Genomic DNA, 16,891 nt, shown 5'->3' on the forward strand with positions numbered 1-16,891 from the left:
GTGAGGTGCTGTTTCACAGTACTCATGCAACTAAACTACAATTTCTGATGGTTGTTTCCCGGCTTGGAAATCGATCGTTGCGCTGCTGACGGATTGGCTCCCCCATTCTTTTTACTGCTGTTAAACAGCCGGCCTTTCCGTACTTGTTTCACCCAGAAACCGCCATTAATCTGTTTCGGCTCATAGGAAATAATAAATGCTTTCGGGTCAATTGTCTTGATCGTTTCATACAATCGAAGTTCGTATTTTCTCGGCGTTAAAATTTGCATGGCGAGACGGTCGCCTTCCATTCCATAGGCAAACCAGCTTGTCACCCCGTACCCTTTTTCACGGAGCTGCCTCGTAAAATCGATATGAGGATCGGATGAAATGACATTGACGGTGATATACCCCAATGCCAGTTTTTCTTCAATCTTGGTTCCGACAATGACACCGAGTCCGAAACCAATCGCATAGGCGACAAGATTTTGGATTTCGTTTAAATTATCCAGCACAAGTCCGAGCCCCAAGACATAAACGACAATTTCAAACATGCTGACAAAGGCGGCCATGTAGCGTCGTCCCTTCAGCGTCAGGATCATCCGCATTGTGGACAGCGACACATACACAATATTAATAACCAGGATGATGGCCACCATGATGAATGCATTACCGAGCAATTGAATACCTCCCACTGGTCCCGCCAGAACTTTTTTGTGTCATAAAACCATGATATTCACCCAATATGTGGCCGATGCATAAACTAAAAAAGCATTCATTATCGAAAAGAGGTGTCATCATGGACCCATTCAAACAAATGACTGACTGGCGGAAAAACATGGATCATTTTTTTGGCGAGAATTTCTGGAACGAATTTGAAAACATTATAAAGCCAACCATTCCGCAAATCAATATTTATCAATATGACCATGAGCTGATTTGTATGGCCAGTATCCCGGGTTTAACCGATCTGAATAAAGTTGATATCTTTGTTGACCATGCAACCCTTGAACTGAAAGGGGTCATCGATATAGCCTATTCAGGCGGAACAGTTGTTAAAGAGGAAATCCTCCAGGGTGTGTTTGACCGGCGCATTACCTTGCCGTTTCCGGTACGTCAGGATAAAATTAATGCCACCTACCAGAATGGTTTGATCGTGATCCAGCTGCACCGGCTTATTTCTGATGAAAATAGCCGCAGCAAAGCCCATATCCGGCTGATGGCCGAATCTTAATCCTTGTTCGGCCCATAGACACGTTTAGCATCCGAGGACTTCTGCCCGCGCAGCCGTTTGTTCAATGACCGTTTCCAATTAGGTGCCAGCAATTCACGCGATGCCAGTTGCTCAGCAAGCTGAAGATCGCGCTTTTTCACATACATGACCTCATTACAGGCAGCAATCGTCCATTCAGGATATGGCCTGTCAACCAGTTCCATTTCCATGCCGCTCCCGGCGTTTCCTTCCTCCAGCACACGGAAGTACCAGCCTGTCCGGCCGCTGTTTTGGATCCGCAGTGCAAAGTCAATAACCCGAAAACGCCGGGCAGGCTTCCAGCATGGCCGGCGTGGCTGAGAAACTTGAACGATGCTGTCACCGAACCGGTATGTGTCGCCTAAACAAACCGTGGATTCATCAGCATGTTCCAACACCAGATTCTCCCCAAATGCCCCGATCCCAATGTCGTTCCTTTCCAGGTCTTCACGCCAATAGGCATAATGTTTTGCAGGATAGGCGAAAAGAGCTTTTTCCGGGCCGCCGTGACTTTTTTTATCGGCTACTTCATCATCGGCAAACCCTTCCGGCCCAACCCACAGATTGTCGTCTACTATGTTTTTGAAAATACCGCTTTCCCACGGTCTGTCCATCCGGTCTTCGGCGTTCGGATGGCCCATACGTTTCACTTTTCCCGTCAGAATTTTATGTACAAAAGGTTTCGTCACTTGAGCCACTCCCTTCCTTTCCATTGTATCGTTATTGGTCGGAAAACAAAAATCACATGTGTCCAGTCATTTACCATAAATTGATCGATGAGAGAAAATTTTGATTCAATGGTCACACAATTATGATAAAGTCATTATACAGGCAGGGGGATACAAAATGAAAAGACATTTATGTTGGATTTTGCCATCGATTATCACCGTGACAGGTATTATCCTCGCTGAAACTCACATCCTGATGCTCATCTCATTTTTGGCCCGTATTTCATTTAGTGCAGGTTCTTGTTCGAGGTCATCTGTTACCTGATATAACCGATTTTGTGGTATAGTGAATGAACAAACTTAACCATTCGGAGGAAACCAACATGACAAATCAGCTAAAAACAGCGACATTCGCCGGTGGCTGTTTCTGGTGTATGGTGAAACCATTCGATCAGTGGGATGGTATCCACGGTGTCATCTCCGGCTATACCGGCGGCCATACAGAGAACCCGACTTATGACGATGTGAAGAGCGGAAAAACCGGACATTATGAGGCAGTGGCGATTACGTATAACCCTGCTGTCATAACGTATGAGGACATTTTAACGATCTATTGGCAGCAAATCGACCCAACAGACGATGGCGGCCAGTTCCATGATCGCGGTGATTCTTACCGGACAGCCATTTTTTATCATGATGAAGGACAGAAAGAACTCGCAGAAAAATCGAGGCAGGCGATTGCGGAGAGTGGAAAATTCAGCGATCCGATTGTCACAAAGATTTTGCCGGCGCAGGTGTTTTATCCGGCCGAAGACCACCATCAGGACTACTACCAAAAGAACGAAGCCCATTATCAAAAGGACAGGGCAGCGTCCGGACGTGATGAATTCATCGCGAACGTGTGGGGGGAGTAAGTGTAGAAGCTTGCTCCCTTCTCTATTTAGTTTCTGATGCTATGTGCTGATGTTGCGCCTCTTCTTCTGATGGACCGGATGATTTAAGGTTCCATCTCCCCTTGTTATTCCTCACATACTCCCATATACTTATGTTTCAGGCTTTTTTTGTAACGTTTAACACCAATTCACCTTAGACACAGGAGCGGAGAACATGTCAAATGATCAATCACTGACACCATTAAAAATGTTGCTTTTCAGTTTTCATGCAACGAATACCATCATTCTCAGCTTTTTGCCGCTTTATCTGGAATATAAAGGGCTCGATGGCACGGAAATTGGCTGGGTGCTGGCGGTCGGACCACTGGCTGCCATTATTGCCCAGCCTTTTTGGGGCTATATGAGTGATAAGTATAAAACGGTGAAAAACATCCTGCTCATCTGTATCGCCGGTCTGCTCGTCAGCAGCGTGGTATTTTTTCAGATGAATGGTCTTATTGCCATTTTGTTGGCCGGTTTCGTCTTTTATTTTTTCACGTCACCGATCGGCGGTCTTGGGGACAGTCTTGGACAACGACGGGCTGATGAACTGAGGATATCATTCGGGTCCATCCGAACATGGGGATCAATCGGGTTTGCGGTGTCATCTCTGATTGTCGGCCAAGTTTTGACGACCATTGGCATTCAGTATATGATCTGGCCGTATTTGCTTTTTGGAACGATTGCGCTGATCGTAACGTTTCGCCTCACGGATGTCAACGTCGAATCCGACCCGGTCCAACTCAGTGATATCCAAAGACTTATTCGCAATAAACCGTTTATGCTGTTCCTGTTATTTATGATGTTCATCACGATGACCCACCGTGCCAGCGACAGTTTCATCGGATTATATATTGCGCAACTAGGCGGAAACGAAGGCCTTGTTGGTGTCGCATGGTTTGTCGGGGTTGCGAGCGAGGCACTGGTCTTTGCGCTTGCAGGAAGGTGGTACCGGAAATATCATACGCTCATTTTTGTCATTTTTGCCGGTATCGTCTACAGTCTGCGCTGGTTTCTTTATGCCGCAGCGGATGATCCGATGTACATTATTGCGCTGCAATTTCTACACGGTATCACGTTTGGTGTGTTCTATCTGGCAGCACTGGACTATGTCACCAGACTAATACCGTCACTGCTGCAGTCGACTGGTCATCTGATGTTTTATGCGGTATTTTTCGGCATATCTGGTATTATCGGCTCACTCCTCGGTGGGGCGTTAATCGATTCATATGGCGGCGGCGCACTCTATGCAGTGCTGGGATGCTCGGCAGCAGCAGGCGCACTGTTCCTCACCGTCTATCATACACTAACAACCAGACGACAAGTCCGGCAAATGTAAAAAGCGGAACCACTACAAGTGGCCCCGCTTTTTCTGACTAGCTCAGGAACATAAAGTATAACACGAATATAATAAACAGAACGTACATAACCGGATTAATCTCTTTGATACGGCCTTTCAGGATCATCGTGATGGGGTAGAAAATAAATCCGATAGCAATCCCGGTTGCGATGCTGTACGCCAGTGGCATGGAAACAATCGTCAAAAAGGCCGGTACAGCTATTTCAAACTGATCCCAGTCGATATCTTTTAACGATGCTGACATCATGACACCGACAATAATCAGAGCCGGTGCAGTTACTTCAGCTGTCACCACACTCAACAACGGCGAGAAAAACAATGCCAAAAGGAAAAACCCCGCGGTCACGACCGACGTAAACCCGGTCCGGCCGCCTGCTCCAACGCCTGCTGTTGACTCGATATAGGAAGTAGTCGTTGATGTGCCGATAACCGATCCGGCCACAGTTGCTGCAGAATCCGAGAACAGAGCCTTTCCGGCACGCGGCAATTTATTGTCTTTCATCAATCCTGCCTGGTTGGCAACTGCAACAAGGGTACCAGCCGTGTCAAAGAAATCAACGAATAAAAACGTTAAAATAACGACAAGCATTTCAATCGTGAAAATGTCACCAAACTGCATAATCGCCTGACCGAATGTCGGAGCCACACTCGGGACTTCCCCGACGATCCCACCGATCCCGGACGGCATGTCAATCAAACCGGAGAGCATGCCGACAATGGCTGTAGCGATCATCCCATAAAAGATGCCGCCTTTAATGTTCAAACTCAGTAAAATCACCGAAATGACAACGCCAAAAATAGCCAAAAGCACGGTCGGTGATGTCAAATCACCCAATGCCACAAGTGTCGCATCGTCCCCGACAATAATGCCGGCATTCTGAAAACCGATAAAGGCAATGTAAATACCAATTCCGGCCCCGACAGCCATTTTCAGATTGGGCGGAATCGCATTAATGACTTTTTCCCGCAATCCCGTTAATGTCAGCACAATAAAGATCAGCCCAGATGCTAGTACACCTGCGAGTGCGGTTTCCCATGGGATGCCAAAACCTAATACAACGGTATAGGAGAAAAACGCGTTCAGCCCCATCCCCGGTGCCAGCGCAATCGGATACTTAGCAAATACACCCATGATTAGTGTGCCCAAAGCAGCCGCAATTGCGGTGGCTGTGAAGACCGCCCCCTGATCGATCCGCGTCACCCCTTCAGGCAGCTCCTCCACACCGACCAATGCGAGCGTTGACGAATTGACAAATAAAATATAGGCCATGGCCAAAAAGGTTGTCAGCCCCGCTACAAATTCCCGTCTATAATTCGTACCATGTTCTTCAAACTGAAAGTATTTTTTCAATGTTTCTCCTCCCAACTTTTTCTTAAGGGGCATGTTTAAAAAGAAAACCTTTGAACATCCTCTAAAAATAAAAACACTCCTGTTCGTAACAAGAGTGCAATGCAAGAAAAAGCAATCAGAAGAGACATCAGGATGCTCATCATCATGACTTTAATCTTGCGTAGTCAGACCATTTACGGTGGTCCGGTAGAAACTCTTGGGCCGTATTCCCGAAATTATACGCAAATGATTCATTTATATTATCAGCCTACTATAATAATTCGACAACGTCAATATAAAATACGAATATTTAATGTTTAAAGTCTTTTCATTGTTCGTTATTCCCATTCGATTGTGGCCGGCGGCTTGCTGGTGACGTCATAGACGACCCGATTAATATGTTCAACGTCATTCACAATACGGGTCGAGATTTTTTCCAGAACATCCCACGGAATGCGCGCCCAGTCCGATGTCATACCATCAACCGATGTGACCGCCCGGATACCGATCGTGTAATCATAAGTGCGAGCATCCCCCATTACACCGACACTGCGGATATCAGGCAAAACGGTGAAATATTGCCAGATGTCCCGGTCCAGGCCGGCTGCGGCAATCTCTTCACGCAAAATGGCATCGGATTCCCGAACGATCGCCAATTTCTCTTCTGTCACCTCACCAAGCACGCGAATCGCCAGACCCGGTCCCGGGAATGGCTGCCGCCAGACAATATTTTCCGGTAGGCCGAGCTGCAAACCCAGCTCGCGGACTTCATCTTTAAATAATGTGTTCAGCGGCTCGATCAGGTCAAATTGCATGTCTTCCGGAAGCCCGCCGACATTGTGATGCGACTTGATGGTCTGGGCTGTTTCCGTCCCGCTTTCGATAACATCTGTATACAGGGTCCCCTGTGCCAGAAAATCAATATCTTTTAACTTATCTGCCTCATCATCAAAGACATAAATGAATTCATTACCGATAATCTTCCGCTTCTGTTCCGGGTCGTCCACCCCTTTTAATTTGGACAAGAACCGGTCGGCTGCATCGATTTTAATGAAATGCATATCAAAATCGTCGTCAAACGTTCTCGTAACTTCTTCCGCTTCATTTTTCCTTAGTAAGCCGTGATCGACAAAAATGCAGGTCAGCTGTTTACCGATTGCCTTATGGATCAGTGCGGCAACCACCGATGAGTCCACGCCGCCGCTCAGCGCGCACAACACTTTCCGGTCACCGACTTTGGAGCGGATGTTAGCCACTTCCATCTCGATAAAATTTTCAATCGTCCAGTCACCCTGACAGCCGCAGACATCATACACAAAGTGTCTCAACAGATCCTGACCATATTCCGAATGGCGAACTTCCGGGTGAAACTGTACGCCATATAATTGACGGTCCTGATCGCTCATAGCTGCAATTGGCGTCGATCGACTGGTGGCCTCGGTTTGAAAAGAATCCGGCGTTTGCATGACTTTATCACCATGACTCATCCAAACCGTTTGCATTTCGGGTGTACCCTTAAACAGTATCGGATCATGCTGCAGCTCAATGACTGCTTTGCCATATTCCCGGTTGGCATCTCTAGCGACTTCCCCGCCAAAATGCAGCGCCATCAGCTGCATCCCATAACAGATGCCCAGCACTGGAATGCCCAGTTCAAAAATATCCGGATCACAGCGGAAACTGTTGGCATCATAGACACTGTGCGGACCGCCTGAGAGGATAATCCCTTTTGGGTTCAGCTGCCTGACTTCATCAGCGGTGATCTGATGCGGGTGCAGTTCGCTGTAAACGCCATGTTCTCTGATCCGTCTGGTAATTAGCTGGTTATATTGACTACCAAAATCCAATACTAAAATCATTTCATTATGTTCCATTTTATTCGCTCCTATCACGTCGTCATTTTTCTTATGAAATGATTCTGAAATTCTTGCTTATTTGCGCGGTTACGTGCTTCTGTCGCTCGATTCGACACTTTCCTCGCGCGACTTCGGGCTGCGCTCGCCCGATTTTTTGCGTTATTTTCTCATTAAAATAACCTGAACCGCCGCCAATATGCAGCAAATAGCTACACGAAGGCAGAAATTCAGGTTAAATATACGTCAAACCATCGAATTCCGCCTTCATAGTCAGAGCATTTACGGTGCTCCGGTAGAAACTTTCGAACCCTATTATCGAGGATATATGAATGGCGACTCTATTAACGCTTTTAATACGTCACTATTCTACTAATCCATGACCATGGCGTCAAGTCAATAGTTGCTTCATTAAATTTTTCCATACATGGCCTAATGTAACGGTCTTCTGATCGTTTATTTCATCTTTATAAAGGATTTGTTCGTAATGCGCAGTGAGCTGACCCATTTGATTTGTGCTATATTGGGCGTCAACTCGTTTGGCGAACTCCCGCAATGTCTGATCTGGCTTTTTCGCGACACCCTTATGCGCGAGCAGATCCAGAAGACAGTGATACGCCTCCTGGAAAACTTTGGCATCGGGCCGGTTCTGCAATTTCCGGGATAAATAAGCCGTCCGCCAGCGGAACCTCGTTTTGTAGATGATTAAACCAACCAGCGCCATCAGGACTGCACCGGCCAGTACGTACCACCAATTGATCGAACCATTTCCGGACGAATGATCGTCTTGCGCTGCCGCAGGTACTGCTTCATCTTCCTCTGGCAGTTCTTCCGGTTGTGCCTCGGGTGTCTCCATGTCGGTGGTATCCCCGGTGTCGCTTTCCCCGGTGTCATCTATATTCGTATGAAAATCAGTCAAGTTGGAAAAGCCCTGTGTGGGTTCAAACGGTACCCAGCCTGATCCCGGGAAGTAAACCTCGACCCAGGAATGCGCATTCGCATTTGTCACCTCATAAATATCATAGTCAGCTGACGTGTCCCCGTTCTGAATCACTTCCCCACTGGTGAAACCTTTGGCCCAGCGTGCCGGGATATCGAGCGACCGCAGCATCACCACCATCGACGTGGAAAAGTTGTCACAGTAACCTCCCTGTGAATCAAACAGGAATTGATCCACGTAATCCTGATCCGCTTCAGGAACAGGGACATTGCTAATCTGGTACGTAAACCCGTTTTGGCCAAAATAGGATTCGATGGAACGCGCTTTATCATAACGATTATCATCCTCTTCCGTTACCTCTGCCGCCAGTTCGCCAACCCGGTCTGGCAACGAGTCCGGAAGCTGCGTATAACGCTGTTCCAAAGTCCCTGGATCTTCGGACGGTTTTTTTACTTCACGCAGCTTATCAACCGCAAAAGAGGGACTGTCGTACGTCATGGTATATTCGTCCAGATGCACACCATTCCCATGACGTTCTGGCCGTATCTCTTCAAACCCGCGATTTAATTGCAAATCAACATCCTGGTCGGTTTCTACCTGTGAGAGACCATACGGATAGACCAGTTTTTCCATATAGCTGTCGTCATGAAAGTCCAGCATCGCAGTGAATTCTTCTGTTTCCACATTATCTGTGAATGTCTGCAAATTTATACTGTCAGCATCTTGCAAATCATAATGCCAGTCCTCGGATTTTTCCCAGCCTTTCCCAGTGTAAATATCCTTTGTTTCAACACGCCAGTAGTGTTCATCTTTTGCAGCCGCCTGAAAAACCGGTGTATAGTCCTGTACGAACGAGCCACCCAAACTGCTGTCGTTTTCGCCGTAACCAACCTTTTGGATACCTGAGCCACCACCTGGGCCGCCGGCATTTTCCGCAGCACTTTGAATAAAGGGTACTGGGTCAGGCCATTGCGGATCAAACTTTGGGGCGGCATAACCGACTAAGGTCGAAAACAAAACAATTGAAATTAGTGGCACAACCCATACAGGCGCTTTTTTTACCCAGGCAAAACGTATCGATTCCCGATTCAACTCTTTGACGAAATTCAACACACCTAATGCGGCAAATGACACGATAAACGTCCGCACAATGGCAGTATCCGCATCATATGGTGTAAAGGTATCCAATAAACCCAAGTAGACGAATGTCAGCAATACAAACACAAACACACGTTTCATGATAATAAACCAATAATACAATAAATAACTCAGCATCCAAATCAGCAGCAAAAACAACACACTACGGAATAAGGGGGTCAATTCATACCATTGCTGGGAAAACAGGGCGTTTATATTGAAGCCGATTTCCACCAGTAATTGCTCAAGCCATCTTTTGCTCAACATGGACGGCGTCATAAACAGACTATCAATAATAAACACAAGACCAAATGCTTTCAGCGGCATCGAAAGCCACCATGTCACACCAAGCAGCGAAATAAAGAAACAGAACAAGGCATAAAGAATAAACACCGCCATATTGCTGACATCACCGATTTGGCTAACCGGATAAAGCCATTCCAAAAATAAAATAAATGCACAGCCATATAAAAGCAAGGTGTATGAAAATGGCATTTTTCTAGTCATACAATCGTCACCTCAATAATTTTCCGGGCCAGATCGTTTTCCGTCACGACATTGATCACGATCCCTTCAGAACGGAGGTGCCTGATCATGTTTTGCTCCTCTATGGAAATGAAGGCTGCAGCCTGCACGAAAATGACGACCAATTTTCGCGTATGCTGACTGACCTTCCTAACAACATCCTGGAAGTCATTTTCCAAATGGGTTGTTACAAGAATCAGATTGGCACCGGAAGCGATTTGCATCAGATTCTCCCGTAATTTTACCGAAAACGGAGCGGTTCCACCGGGCTGAACGTTGGTCAAATGTTGTCTGATCCGGTTCCTCTTAATTGGATCACGCTGGAGTGGAAAATAAACCGTGTTTGTTCCGATTGACAAAAAAGCTGCCTGTGATGTCTGTGTCTGGATCGACCCTAACAGTGACATTGTCAGCTCAATCCCTGTTTCAAATGCCAGCTCATTGATCCCTTTATAATAACAGGCGTCCAGTACTATCACCGTATCCGTACTTTTTTCCTGTTCGAATTCCTTTGTGATAATCGTGTTCTTTCGTGCCGTTTGTTTCCAGTCAATCCAGGAAAACTTGTCACCTGGCGTATACTCCCGGATACCCGTGGCGACATTTGTATTCTTTAAATTCATAGATTGCGAGGAGACTGAGCCCTGCTCATAGCTATTGATCGTTTCACCAAGCTTTACCGGGCGTTCATTCGGGAAAGCGGAAATCTGATCATTGACGTGAAAAATATGCTCTTTGGTAATAATCCCGAATACATCACCAGTCCGAACCCGCACCGCCTGAAGCGCATGTTCACCGCGCGGGATTTGCTCAATCACATATGGCAAGTCAACCACCCTGCGGAATCCCGGGAAAGTGATCTGTTTGATTCTCCGCGGTATGGGGCGTTTATCCGGCTGATCCAAATAACGGTACCGCTCATTATAGTCATCCATTTTTTGCAATGTATCCGGCAATAGTTCTTCACAAATACAATAGTATAAAGGAAATGGAAAGGATCGTTGCAGACGAAGGGTCACCTGTATACGATCACCGGCGCGGGTGACATGGCTGGAAAGTTGTCGGGTGACGCGCCAATTTTTTATTGGATAAAACAACAGCCCTAAGTGGTACAGGAAAATCGGCAGCACAGCAAAAAACAGAAACCAGCTGACAAAACCGCCCTGAAACATCGCATAGGAAAATAACAGCAATAATAGCACGACAACAAAACTCAATTTGCCGATGAAGCGGATCATACTGGTCATGAATCGAATTCCTTTCTGATAGGAATGTGCGTATCTTTGACGATCGTTTGGATTACCAAATCACTGGTCAGTCCGTCATACATCGCCTCGGCATTTAAAATGATACGGTGAGCCAGGATGAATGGTGCCAGATACTTGACGTCATCCGGCAAAACATAATCGCGCCCATGGATGAAAGCATAAGCCTTAGCCGCTTTCATCAAAGCGATCGAGCCACGCGGGCTGACACCAAGATAAATGGAACGATCATGTCGGGTGCCGTTTACTAGTTTAATAATGTATTGCCGGACATTCTGGTCAATATAAACGTTTTTAACCTCTTCCTGCAAAGCCACTAACGCGTCTTTATCCATCACAGCTGAAAGGCTTTCAATTGGATGGTTTTGCGATGTCCGTTCAAGCATCTGCATTTCCTGCTCAGCTGAAGGATAGCCCATTTTCATCTTTAAAATAAACCGGTCCAACTGTGCTTCAGGTAATGGATATGTTCCTTCATACTCAATCGGGTTCTGGGTCGCCATCACGAAGAATGGCTTCTTTAATTTAATCGTGTTGCCATCAACCGTGACATTACTTTCTTCCATCCCTTCAAGCAAAGCGGATTGTGTCTTTGGTGATGTGCGGTTGATTTCGTCCGCCAGCACGATATTGCCCAGAATCGGCCCCGAACGAAACTCAAATTCCAGTGTTTTCGGGTTGTAAATGGAGACACCTGTTACATCAGACGGCAGTAAATCAGGTGTGAACTGAATCCGTCTGAAATCACAATCCAGGGATTTGGCCAGAGCTCGGACAAGCATCGTTTTCCCGACACCAGGTACGTCTTCTAGAAGTACGTGCCCATTGGCCAAAAGAGCGACAAGGCTCAAAGTGGCCGCCTCCTCTTTGCCGATCATCACTTTATTTATATTGTCAATGACTCTCTCAATCTTCTGATTATAAACGGTAGTGTCCTGTATCATCCAGTGTACGCCTCCCAATGAACTATTACACTTTTAACTATACTAAAAATAGTTTGTGAAGTAAAAGTATCCCTAAAGTTTGTATGACGGTTCTTATTAAGTATACCCGGTTGCAAAACGTTTATACAACAAGAGAAGGAAGGAGAAAAATCCCCTTCCTTCTTGACTTGATATAAACCTTTAGTTATTTTCTAAATATTAGGTGTTTCTACTATTTTTTGATTGACGGGACCTGCTTTCCCCGCCTTTTTAGCTGAATTATTGTTTTCTATAAGTACGTGTTATTCCCGCCGTCCGGGATCGCTTCGGGCGGATGCTTTCCGCGGGCACGGCCTCAGCCTCCTCAGAAGCAAAGAACGCTTCTTCCGGGGTCTTCGGACACGTGCTATTCCCGCAGGAGTCACCGCCCTCCGCTCACCCGACTAGTTAAGTTGAGATGCGATTTACGATTACTGCCGTAAATCCAAAACTAGCGAAGGAAAAAGACGGAGACTCCTGTGGGAAAGCGCAGAGTAGACCTGAGCAGAAAAAAGCGAACTTCTTTTTTCGAGGAGGCTGAGCTCGGGGCCCACGGAAAGCGTCGTGTTTTTCCGTAGCGGTTGCCTCTATCAATTTAAATCCAGTTTGTCAAACATAGACTTTGGTGAAGAGCCAAAATTTAATTAAAACACTCTTGCTTCAGCTCCTATCTTACAATGAAGGGATTCCTCTTAAACCCTCCCATAAATCGGACTGTTCCATTTGGCCGGCAAGCTTCAATAGCATGTCCTCGTTTCCTTTCGCCGCCATCACCTGGACACCCAAAGGCAAACCGACCGTGGTCTTATGCACCGGAACAGACATGGCCGGCTGTCCTGTCAAATTAGCCAGCTGCGTAAATGGTGTATAGGTGAGACTCGGCAGAAACATCTCATAAATCAGTTCTTGCTGCCCCGACTTATCCAGCCCCTTTATTTTGTCACGGAACATTCCCTGCTGTTCTGTACTATATGTTAATTCGCCAACTTCCGGCGCTGGAAAAGCTGTTGCCGGTGTGATGTGAAAATCGTAAGTCCTGTGAAATGCTGCCATCTGAGCGGCCGCTTGATCCCAAGCAGCCAGACTGGCCGAATATTCCGCAGCCGATACCGATTTACCGGCTTCATTTAACAGCCATGTCTCAATCTCCAGATCGTCCGCTGTAACCGGCTTGCCGATTGCCTGCTCCAGCTGATTGACAACTGAGGCGATTTCGCCACTGTTCATGATATAGTAATGACGCATTAAATCAATACCATTGACATCATTCGCTTGTTCTTCAACGATATGACCCTGTGATTCAAGCCACTTCACCGCCTTGACGACCGCTTCCCGCGCATCCTCAGAAACCGGGGTGCCAACAGGGGAAGCTGTGGAAAAGGCAATGTGCATTGGCTTCGCGAAACCTTCTGTCATTGCTTCGGCATAGTTTCCATCAAACAGCGGCGTCTGGAAGGCTGCTTCCGGCTGGACGATTTGAAGAAGATCGAGTAGTGCCGCACTATCGCGGACACTTTTGCTTAAGGCAAAATCAATCGACGCACCCTGCCATTGCCGGCCAACTCCAGGCCCGACTGGTGTCCGGCCGCGTGTCGGCTTTAATCCGAACAGCCCCGTAAAGGAAGCGGGTATCCGAATCGAGCCGCCGCCATCACTAGCACCTGCTACCGGGACAACACCGGCAGCAATCGCCGCAGCCGCTCCGCCACTGGAACCTCCCGGTGAATGATTCGTAATCCACGGGTTCCGTGTCGGGCCATACAGCTCAGGCTCGGTAATATTTTTCAGGCCAAATTCCGGTGTGTTCGTATGCCCCATGAGCATAAAACCGGCCTCACGCAATTTGCCGACAAAATGCGAATCGCGTTGGCTGACTGTCTCTTTCATTATTTTTGCAGATGATGTGAGCATTTCCCCGGCGAGTGACTGGGAAAGGTTTTTCAATAACATCGGGACGCCTGGGAAAGGCCGATTGGTATCAATCGTCTCCGCCTCACTCATAACTCGGCTCTTACGGTCATGAACAACGGCGTTGAGCGCCGGATTAACTTCCTCCAGACGCTGAAAGGCCAGCTCCAAAAATTCAGGTGGTCGCATCTCGTTCATTTTGATCAGTTCAGCTATATCGGTTGCATCCAATTTTATGTATGTCTTTAAATCCATTTGTCTCCCCCCTTTATGTGTTACCATATATTGTATCATGTTATCCGACTATTGCTGACCTTTCTGACACCGTAAACCGTTTTCATGACTGATTATCACGTTTTTTCCAGGGAGGATCTCCTGCTTTATGGAGCTTTTTATTCACTCTATAAATCGTATAAGGTATAACAAATACGAACGCTGCACAAATCAGCACCCACATGTCAGGCAATCGTTCCAACAGGCTGCTCCACATACCACATCACGTCCTCCTCTAATTCTTTGTCTCATCTGCGGCACCCGATGATTGTATATTGACGTTTGCTGATACATTGATGTTTGCGTGGGAAAAATAATTTTTCCCACGGTCCCAATCATCCTCAATCGTTGTCCAAAAACCATAATGATACTGATGTAATACCCGGTTGATTCCCAGTATGTCAGCTTTTAACTCCTTTTGCACCTTTTCGATCGTCTGATTTATTAGCTGTTCCATTTTTGCTTCAGCCCGTTTCTCAAGATCTTTCATCTTTTCTTTTGTTCTGACTGTTTCTGAACCAAATGTTTCGGCAATTTGCATTTCTACGTCAATCGTGACGTCAACCCCGATAATCGCTTTTGTTTTGTCCGTTATTTTCATCGAGCTGTCGATATTCAATAGCTCCATCGTCACCGTCTCGTCATTCTTTTCAACTTCCACCTTACCGCCATCCTTCTCCCCGGTAAATAGAACGTAGCCTCTCGTTTCTTTTTGCGTTAGGGTTCCGACCATACGGTTATTGTCACCGTGAAAAACAGCTGTCCCCTCGTAATTTAATCTTTCGCCATTTTTGACCATCCGTGGCACAACATAGCTGCTCTCATTTAAAAGATGTTCATGAAGTTCGCCAATTCTCAGCGGCTGCATCACGCCTGCATTTTTAAAACTATTTTCCATAATCGATTGAATATGCATCACAGGCAATTGTTCGTTTTCAGCTGCTATATCCAGTATAGGCTTTGCCCTACCGTCAACAATTAGCACATTGACTTCCCTGCGCATCTCATGATCACGGATGAACAGATCCAATACATCGGAAAAAAGCGTTTCCTTTTGTGCCAACTCACTCGACACCACAATCATCTGTAAATGAGATAAAAATGGCGATCGGCTGGAAATGGTGGCCATTTCTCTCTCGATAGCGAACAGACTTTTCCCGGTTACCGTAAAATTGGTATAGGCCTGTTCATTACTGCTCCCCTGTGTAGGCGCTCCCAAACCGGATGGTACGACAAATTGATTCGTAACCGTTATGGCATTGTCATCCAAGCTGCTGTTTTCGGGCATATCAATGGCAATGCCGACAACAAATCCGCGGTCCTCAATTTCCACTCGATCCCAGCAGCCTGACAATACAAATACCATTAACACACAAGCGAATATGAGCGTCATTCGGAGAGTCATAGCTTTGTCACACCTCTCCATTTGGCGGTTATCAACAATAATACGGTAATACCAGCCGTTACAAACGTGCCATAATAGCCGACATACATCCCAAAGGCAGACACTTCAGCCGTATCGTTTGGCGTCATCCCAATGATGTATACCAGTGGCGCGAGAAGGAAAATCAGCTGCATTTTCCGGTCTTTCCGGAAAATGGCGTTAAGTGCAAACACGGAAACATCGAAGGCCATGGCAGTTGTATTGAATATAGCCATGATCCAAATGACAAAAAACAGCGATTCAAACCGTTCAAAAAAGCCACCCGGAATTTGGACATCTTTCGCTAACTCAATGGTCGGGTAAAGCAAATTACCAGCCACCAGATTGCCAAATACAGCAATGCACACCACGTAAACAAACGCATACAACATGATCACGATCAGCATACCGAGACAAGCCTTTTTAGGAACATTATCGGGTTTTTTGACCAGTGCTGTATAAAATAACAGCGTCCCCACTCCTATGTAAGAATAAATGCTTTGTTTAAGGGCATCCCAATGGCCGCTGATATCCGTTTTCAACACAGGAAGCAAGTTACCCCCTTCAAACATCCCGGTGGTAAACAACATGACCAGTACTGAAATGAACAGTATAATTGGCAGGAACATCATATTCAGCCGAAACAGCCCTGCCCGCGTACCTGAAACAGCATATATGACGACTAATAAAAACGACAAACCAATCACGCCATTTGGTGTCTGATCAAACAAATATTGCTTTGCCACATCAGCAATGACACGCGTTTCAAAAGCCGCTAACAATAGTCCCTGGACTGCCAATAATGAGGTGAACACGATAGCAAGCGGCCTTGATGTAAGCAAGGATGCATAATCAATAAAGTTTTGCTGCGGAAATACCGATGCCAGTTTTGCGATCAGCCACGTCAACAGGATGACCAGCACCCCTCCGGTAACAATCGCGATGAGACCGTCAGCTGCCACCGTCGGGCTGGCTATTTGTCTTGGCAATGACAGCATGCCAACACCGATAACCATCGACGGAACTGACACGAGAATTTCCCTCTCACCTATGAAATTATCAGCGTACTCAAACCTTTCCATAA

13 protein-coding genes and 2 riboswitches are annotated in these 16,891 nt (G+C 46.5%); of the genes, 3 read left to right on the forward strand and 10 right to left on the reverse strand.

Translation table 11 applies throughout. The features are described from left to right. Positions 1 to 35: 35 nt before the first annotated feature. Complete coding sequence (locus tag ACFQ4A_RS04130) at positions 36 to 659, reverse strand: DUF2179 domain-containing protein (RefSeq protein ID WP_382397864.1); 624 nt, start codon at positions 657 to 659, stop codon at positions 36 to 38. A gap of 119 nt (positions 660 to 778) precedes the next feature. Here ACFQ4A_RS04130 and ACFQ4A_RS04135 point away from each other — a divergent pair, with 119 nt between their 5' ends. Next, entirely contained in the window at positions 779 to 1,213 is a 435-nt protein-coding gene (locus tag ACFQ4A_RS04135) for an Hsp20/alpha crystallin family protein (RefSeq protein WP_382397866.1), read from the forward strand. Here ACFQ4A_RS04135 and ACFQ4A_RS04140 read toward each other — a convergent pair. Then, entirely contained in the window at positions 1,210 to 1,920 is a 711-nt protein-coding gene (locus ACFQ4A_RS04140) for an MOSC domain-containing protein (protein ID WP_382397868.1), read from the reverse strand. The two genes, ACFQ4A_RS04135 and ACFQ4A_RS04140, sit on opposite strands and share 4 nt — an antisense overlap. Before the next feature lie 362 nt (positions 1,921 to 2,282). On the opposite strand from ACFQ4A_RS04140, the gene msrA reads away from it, so the two are divergent. Further along, positions 2,283 to 2,813: a peptide-methionine (S)-S-oxide reductase MsrA gene (gene msrA / locus ACFQ4A_RS04145; RefSeq protein ID WP_382397870.1), complete on the forward strand. Its 531-nt coding sequence runs from the start codon at positions 2,283 to 2,285 to the stop codon at positions 2,811 to 2,813. A 193-nt stretch (positions 2,814 to 3,006) separates the two neighbouring features. Then, positions 3,007 to 4,170, forward strand: a complete 1,164-nt coding sequence (locus ACFQ4A_RS04150) for an MFS transporter (protein WP_382397872.1) — start codon at positions 3,007 to 3,009, stop codon at positions 4,168 to 4,170. A gap of 37 nt (positions 4,171 to 4,207) precedes the next feature. On the opposite strand, the gene ACFQ4A_RS04155 is transcribed toward ACFQ4A_RS04150, so the two are convergent. The 8 genes from ACFQ4A_RS04155 to ACFQ4A_RS04190 form a co-directional block, all read right to left on the reverse strand. Then, positions 4,208 to 5,542: an NCS2 family permease gene (locus ACFQ4A_RS04155; RefSeq protein WP_382397874.1), complete on the reverse strand. Its 1,335-nt coding sequence runs from the start codon at positions 5,540 to 5,542 to the stop codon at positions 4,208 to 4,210. A gap of 141 nt (positions 5,543 to 5,683) precedes the next feature. Next, positions 5,684 to 5,785, reverse strand: a riboswitch (purine riboswitch). Positions 5,786 to 5,859: 74 nt separating this feature from the next. Next, the gene (gene guaA / locus ACFQ4A_RS04160) at positions 5,860 to 7,395 is read right to left on the reverse strand and encodes a glutamine-hydrolyzing GMP synthase (protein WP_382397876.1); all 1,536 of its coding nucleotides are present in this window, start codon (positions 7,393 to 7,395) and stop codon (positions 5,860 to 5,862) included. A gap of 229 nt (positions 7,396 to 7,624) precedes the next feature. Continuing rightward, positions 7,625 to 7,726: riboswitch (purine riboswitch) on the reverse strand. A 39-nt stretch (positions 7,727 to 7,765) separates the two neighbouring features. Further along, complete coding sequence (locus ACFQ4A_RS04165) at positions 7,766 to 9,958, reverse strand: transglutaminase domain-containing protein (protein WP_382397878.1); 2,193 nt, start codon at positions 9,956 to 9,958, stop codon at positions 7,766 to 7,768. After that, positions 9,955 to 11,223, reverse strand: coding sequence for a DUF58 domain-containing protein (locus ACFQ4A_RS04170; RefSeq protein ID WP_382397880.1), 1,269 nt, complete (start codon positions 11,221 to 11,223; stop codon positions 9,955 to 9,957). Before ACFQ4A_RS04170 ends, ACFQ4A_RS04165 begins: the two co-directional genes overlap by 4 nt. Continuing rightward, positions 11,220 to 12,185, reverse strand: a complete 966-nt coding sequence (locus tag ACFQ4A_RS04175; RefSeq protein WP_382397882.1) for an AAA family ATPase — start codon at positions 12,183 to 12,185, stop codon at positions 11,220 to 11,222. The genes ACFQ4A_RS04170 and ACFQ4A_RS04175 overlap by 4 nt, the downstream gene beginning before the upstream one ends. A 690-nt stretch (positions 12,186 to 12,875) precedes the next feature. Then, positions 12,876 to 14,366: an amidase gene (locus ACFQ4A_RS04180; RefSeq protein ID WP_382397884.1), complete on the reverse strand. Its 1,491-nt coding sequence runs from the start codon at positions 14,364 to 14,366 to the stop codon at positions 12,876 to 12,878. Between the two features lie 253 nt (positions 14,367 to 14,619). Beyond that, positions 14,620 to 15,789: a Ger(x)C family spore germination protein gene (locus ACFQ4A_RS04185; RefSeq protein ID WP_382397886.1), complete on the reverse strand. Its 1,170-nt coding sequence runs from the start codon at positions 15,787 to 15,789 to the stop codon at positions 14,620 to 14,622. After that, on the reverse strand, positions 15,786 to 16,889 hold the full coding sequence (locus ACFQ4A_RS04190) for a GerAB/ArcD/ProY family transporter (RefSeq protein WP_382397888.1): 1,104 nt from the start codon (positions 16,887 to 16,889) through the stop codon (positions 15,786 to 15,788). The genes ACFQ4A_RS04185 and ACFQ4A_RS04190 overlap by 4 nt, the downstream gene beginning before the upstream one ends. Positions 16,890 to 16,891: the final 2 nt, after the last annotated feature.

The organism is Lentibacillus salinarum, assembly GCF_042679865.1.
Lineage (GTDB): Bacteria > Bacillota > Bacilli > Bacillales > Amphibacillaceae > Lentibacillus > Lentibacillus salinarum.

Bases quoted from the DNA above. Each gene is read 5' to 3' on its own strand.
- ACFQ4A_RS04185 (WP_382397886.1), bottom strand. From the start codon at position 15,789: ATGACTCTCCGAATGACGCTCATATTCGCTTGTGTGTTAATGGTATTT.
- ACFQ4A_RS04135 (WP_382397866.1), top strand. From the start codon at position 779: ATGGACCCATTCAAACAAATGACTGACTGGCGGAAAAACATGGATCAT.
- ACFQ4A_RS04170 (WP_382397880.1), bottom strand. From the start codon at position 11,223: ATGACCAGTATGATCCGCTTCATCGGCAAATTGAGTTTTGTTGTCGTG.
- ACFQ4A_RS04150 (WP_382397872.1), top strand. From the start codon at position 3,007: ATGTCAAATGATCAATCACTGACACCATTAAAAATGTTGCTTTTCAGT.
- guaA (WP_382397876.1), bottom strand. From the start codon at position 7,395: ATGGAACATAATGAAATGATTTTAGTATTGGATTTTGGTAGTCAATAT.
- msrA (WP_382397870.1), top strand. From the start codon at position 2,283: ATGACAAATCAGCTAAAAACAGCGACATTCGCCGGTGGCTGTTTCTGG.
- ACFQ4A_RS04165 (WP_382397878.1), bottom strand. From the start codon at position 9,958: ATGACTAGAAAAATGCCATTTTCATACACCTTGCTTTTATATGGCTGT.
- ACFQ4A_RS04190 (WP_382397888.1), bottom strand. From the start codon at position 16,889: ATGGAAAGGTTTGAGTACGCTGATAATTTCATAGGTGAGAGGGAAATT.
- ACFQ4A_RS04175 (WP_382397882.1), bottom strand. From the start codon at position 12,185: ATGATACAGGACACTACCGTTTATAATCAGAAGATTGAGAGAGTCATT.
- ACFQ4A_RS04180 (WP_382397884.1), bottom strand. From the start codon at position 14,366: ATGGATTTAAAGACATACATAAAATTGGATGCAACCGATATAGCTGAA.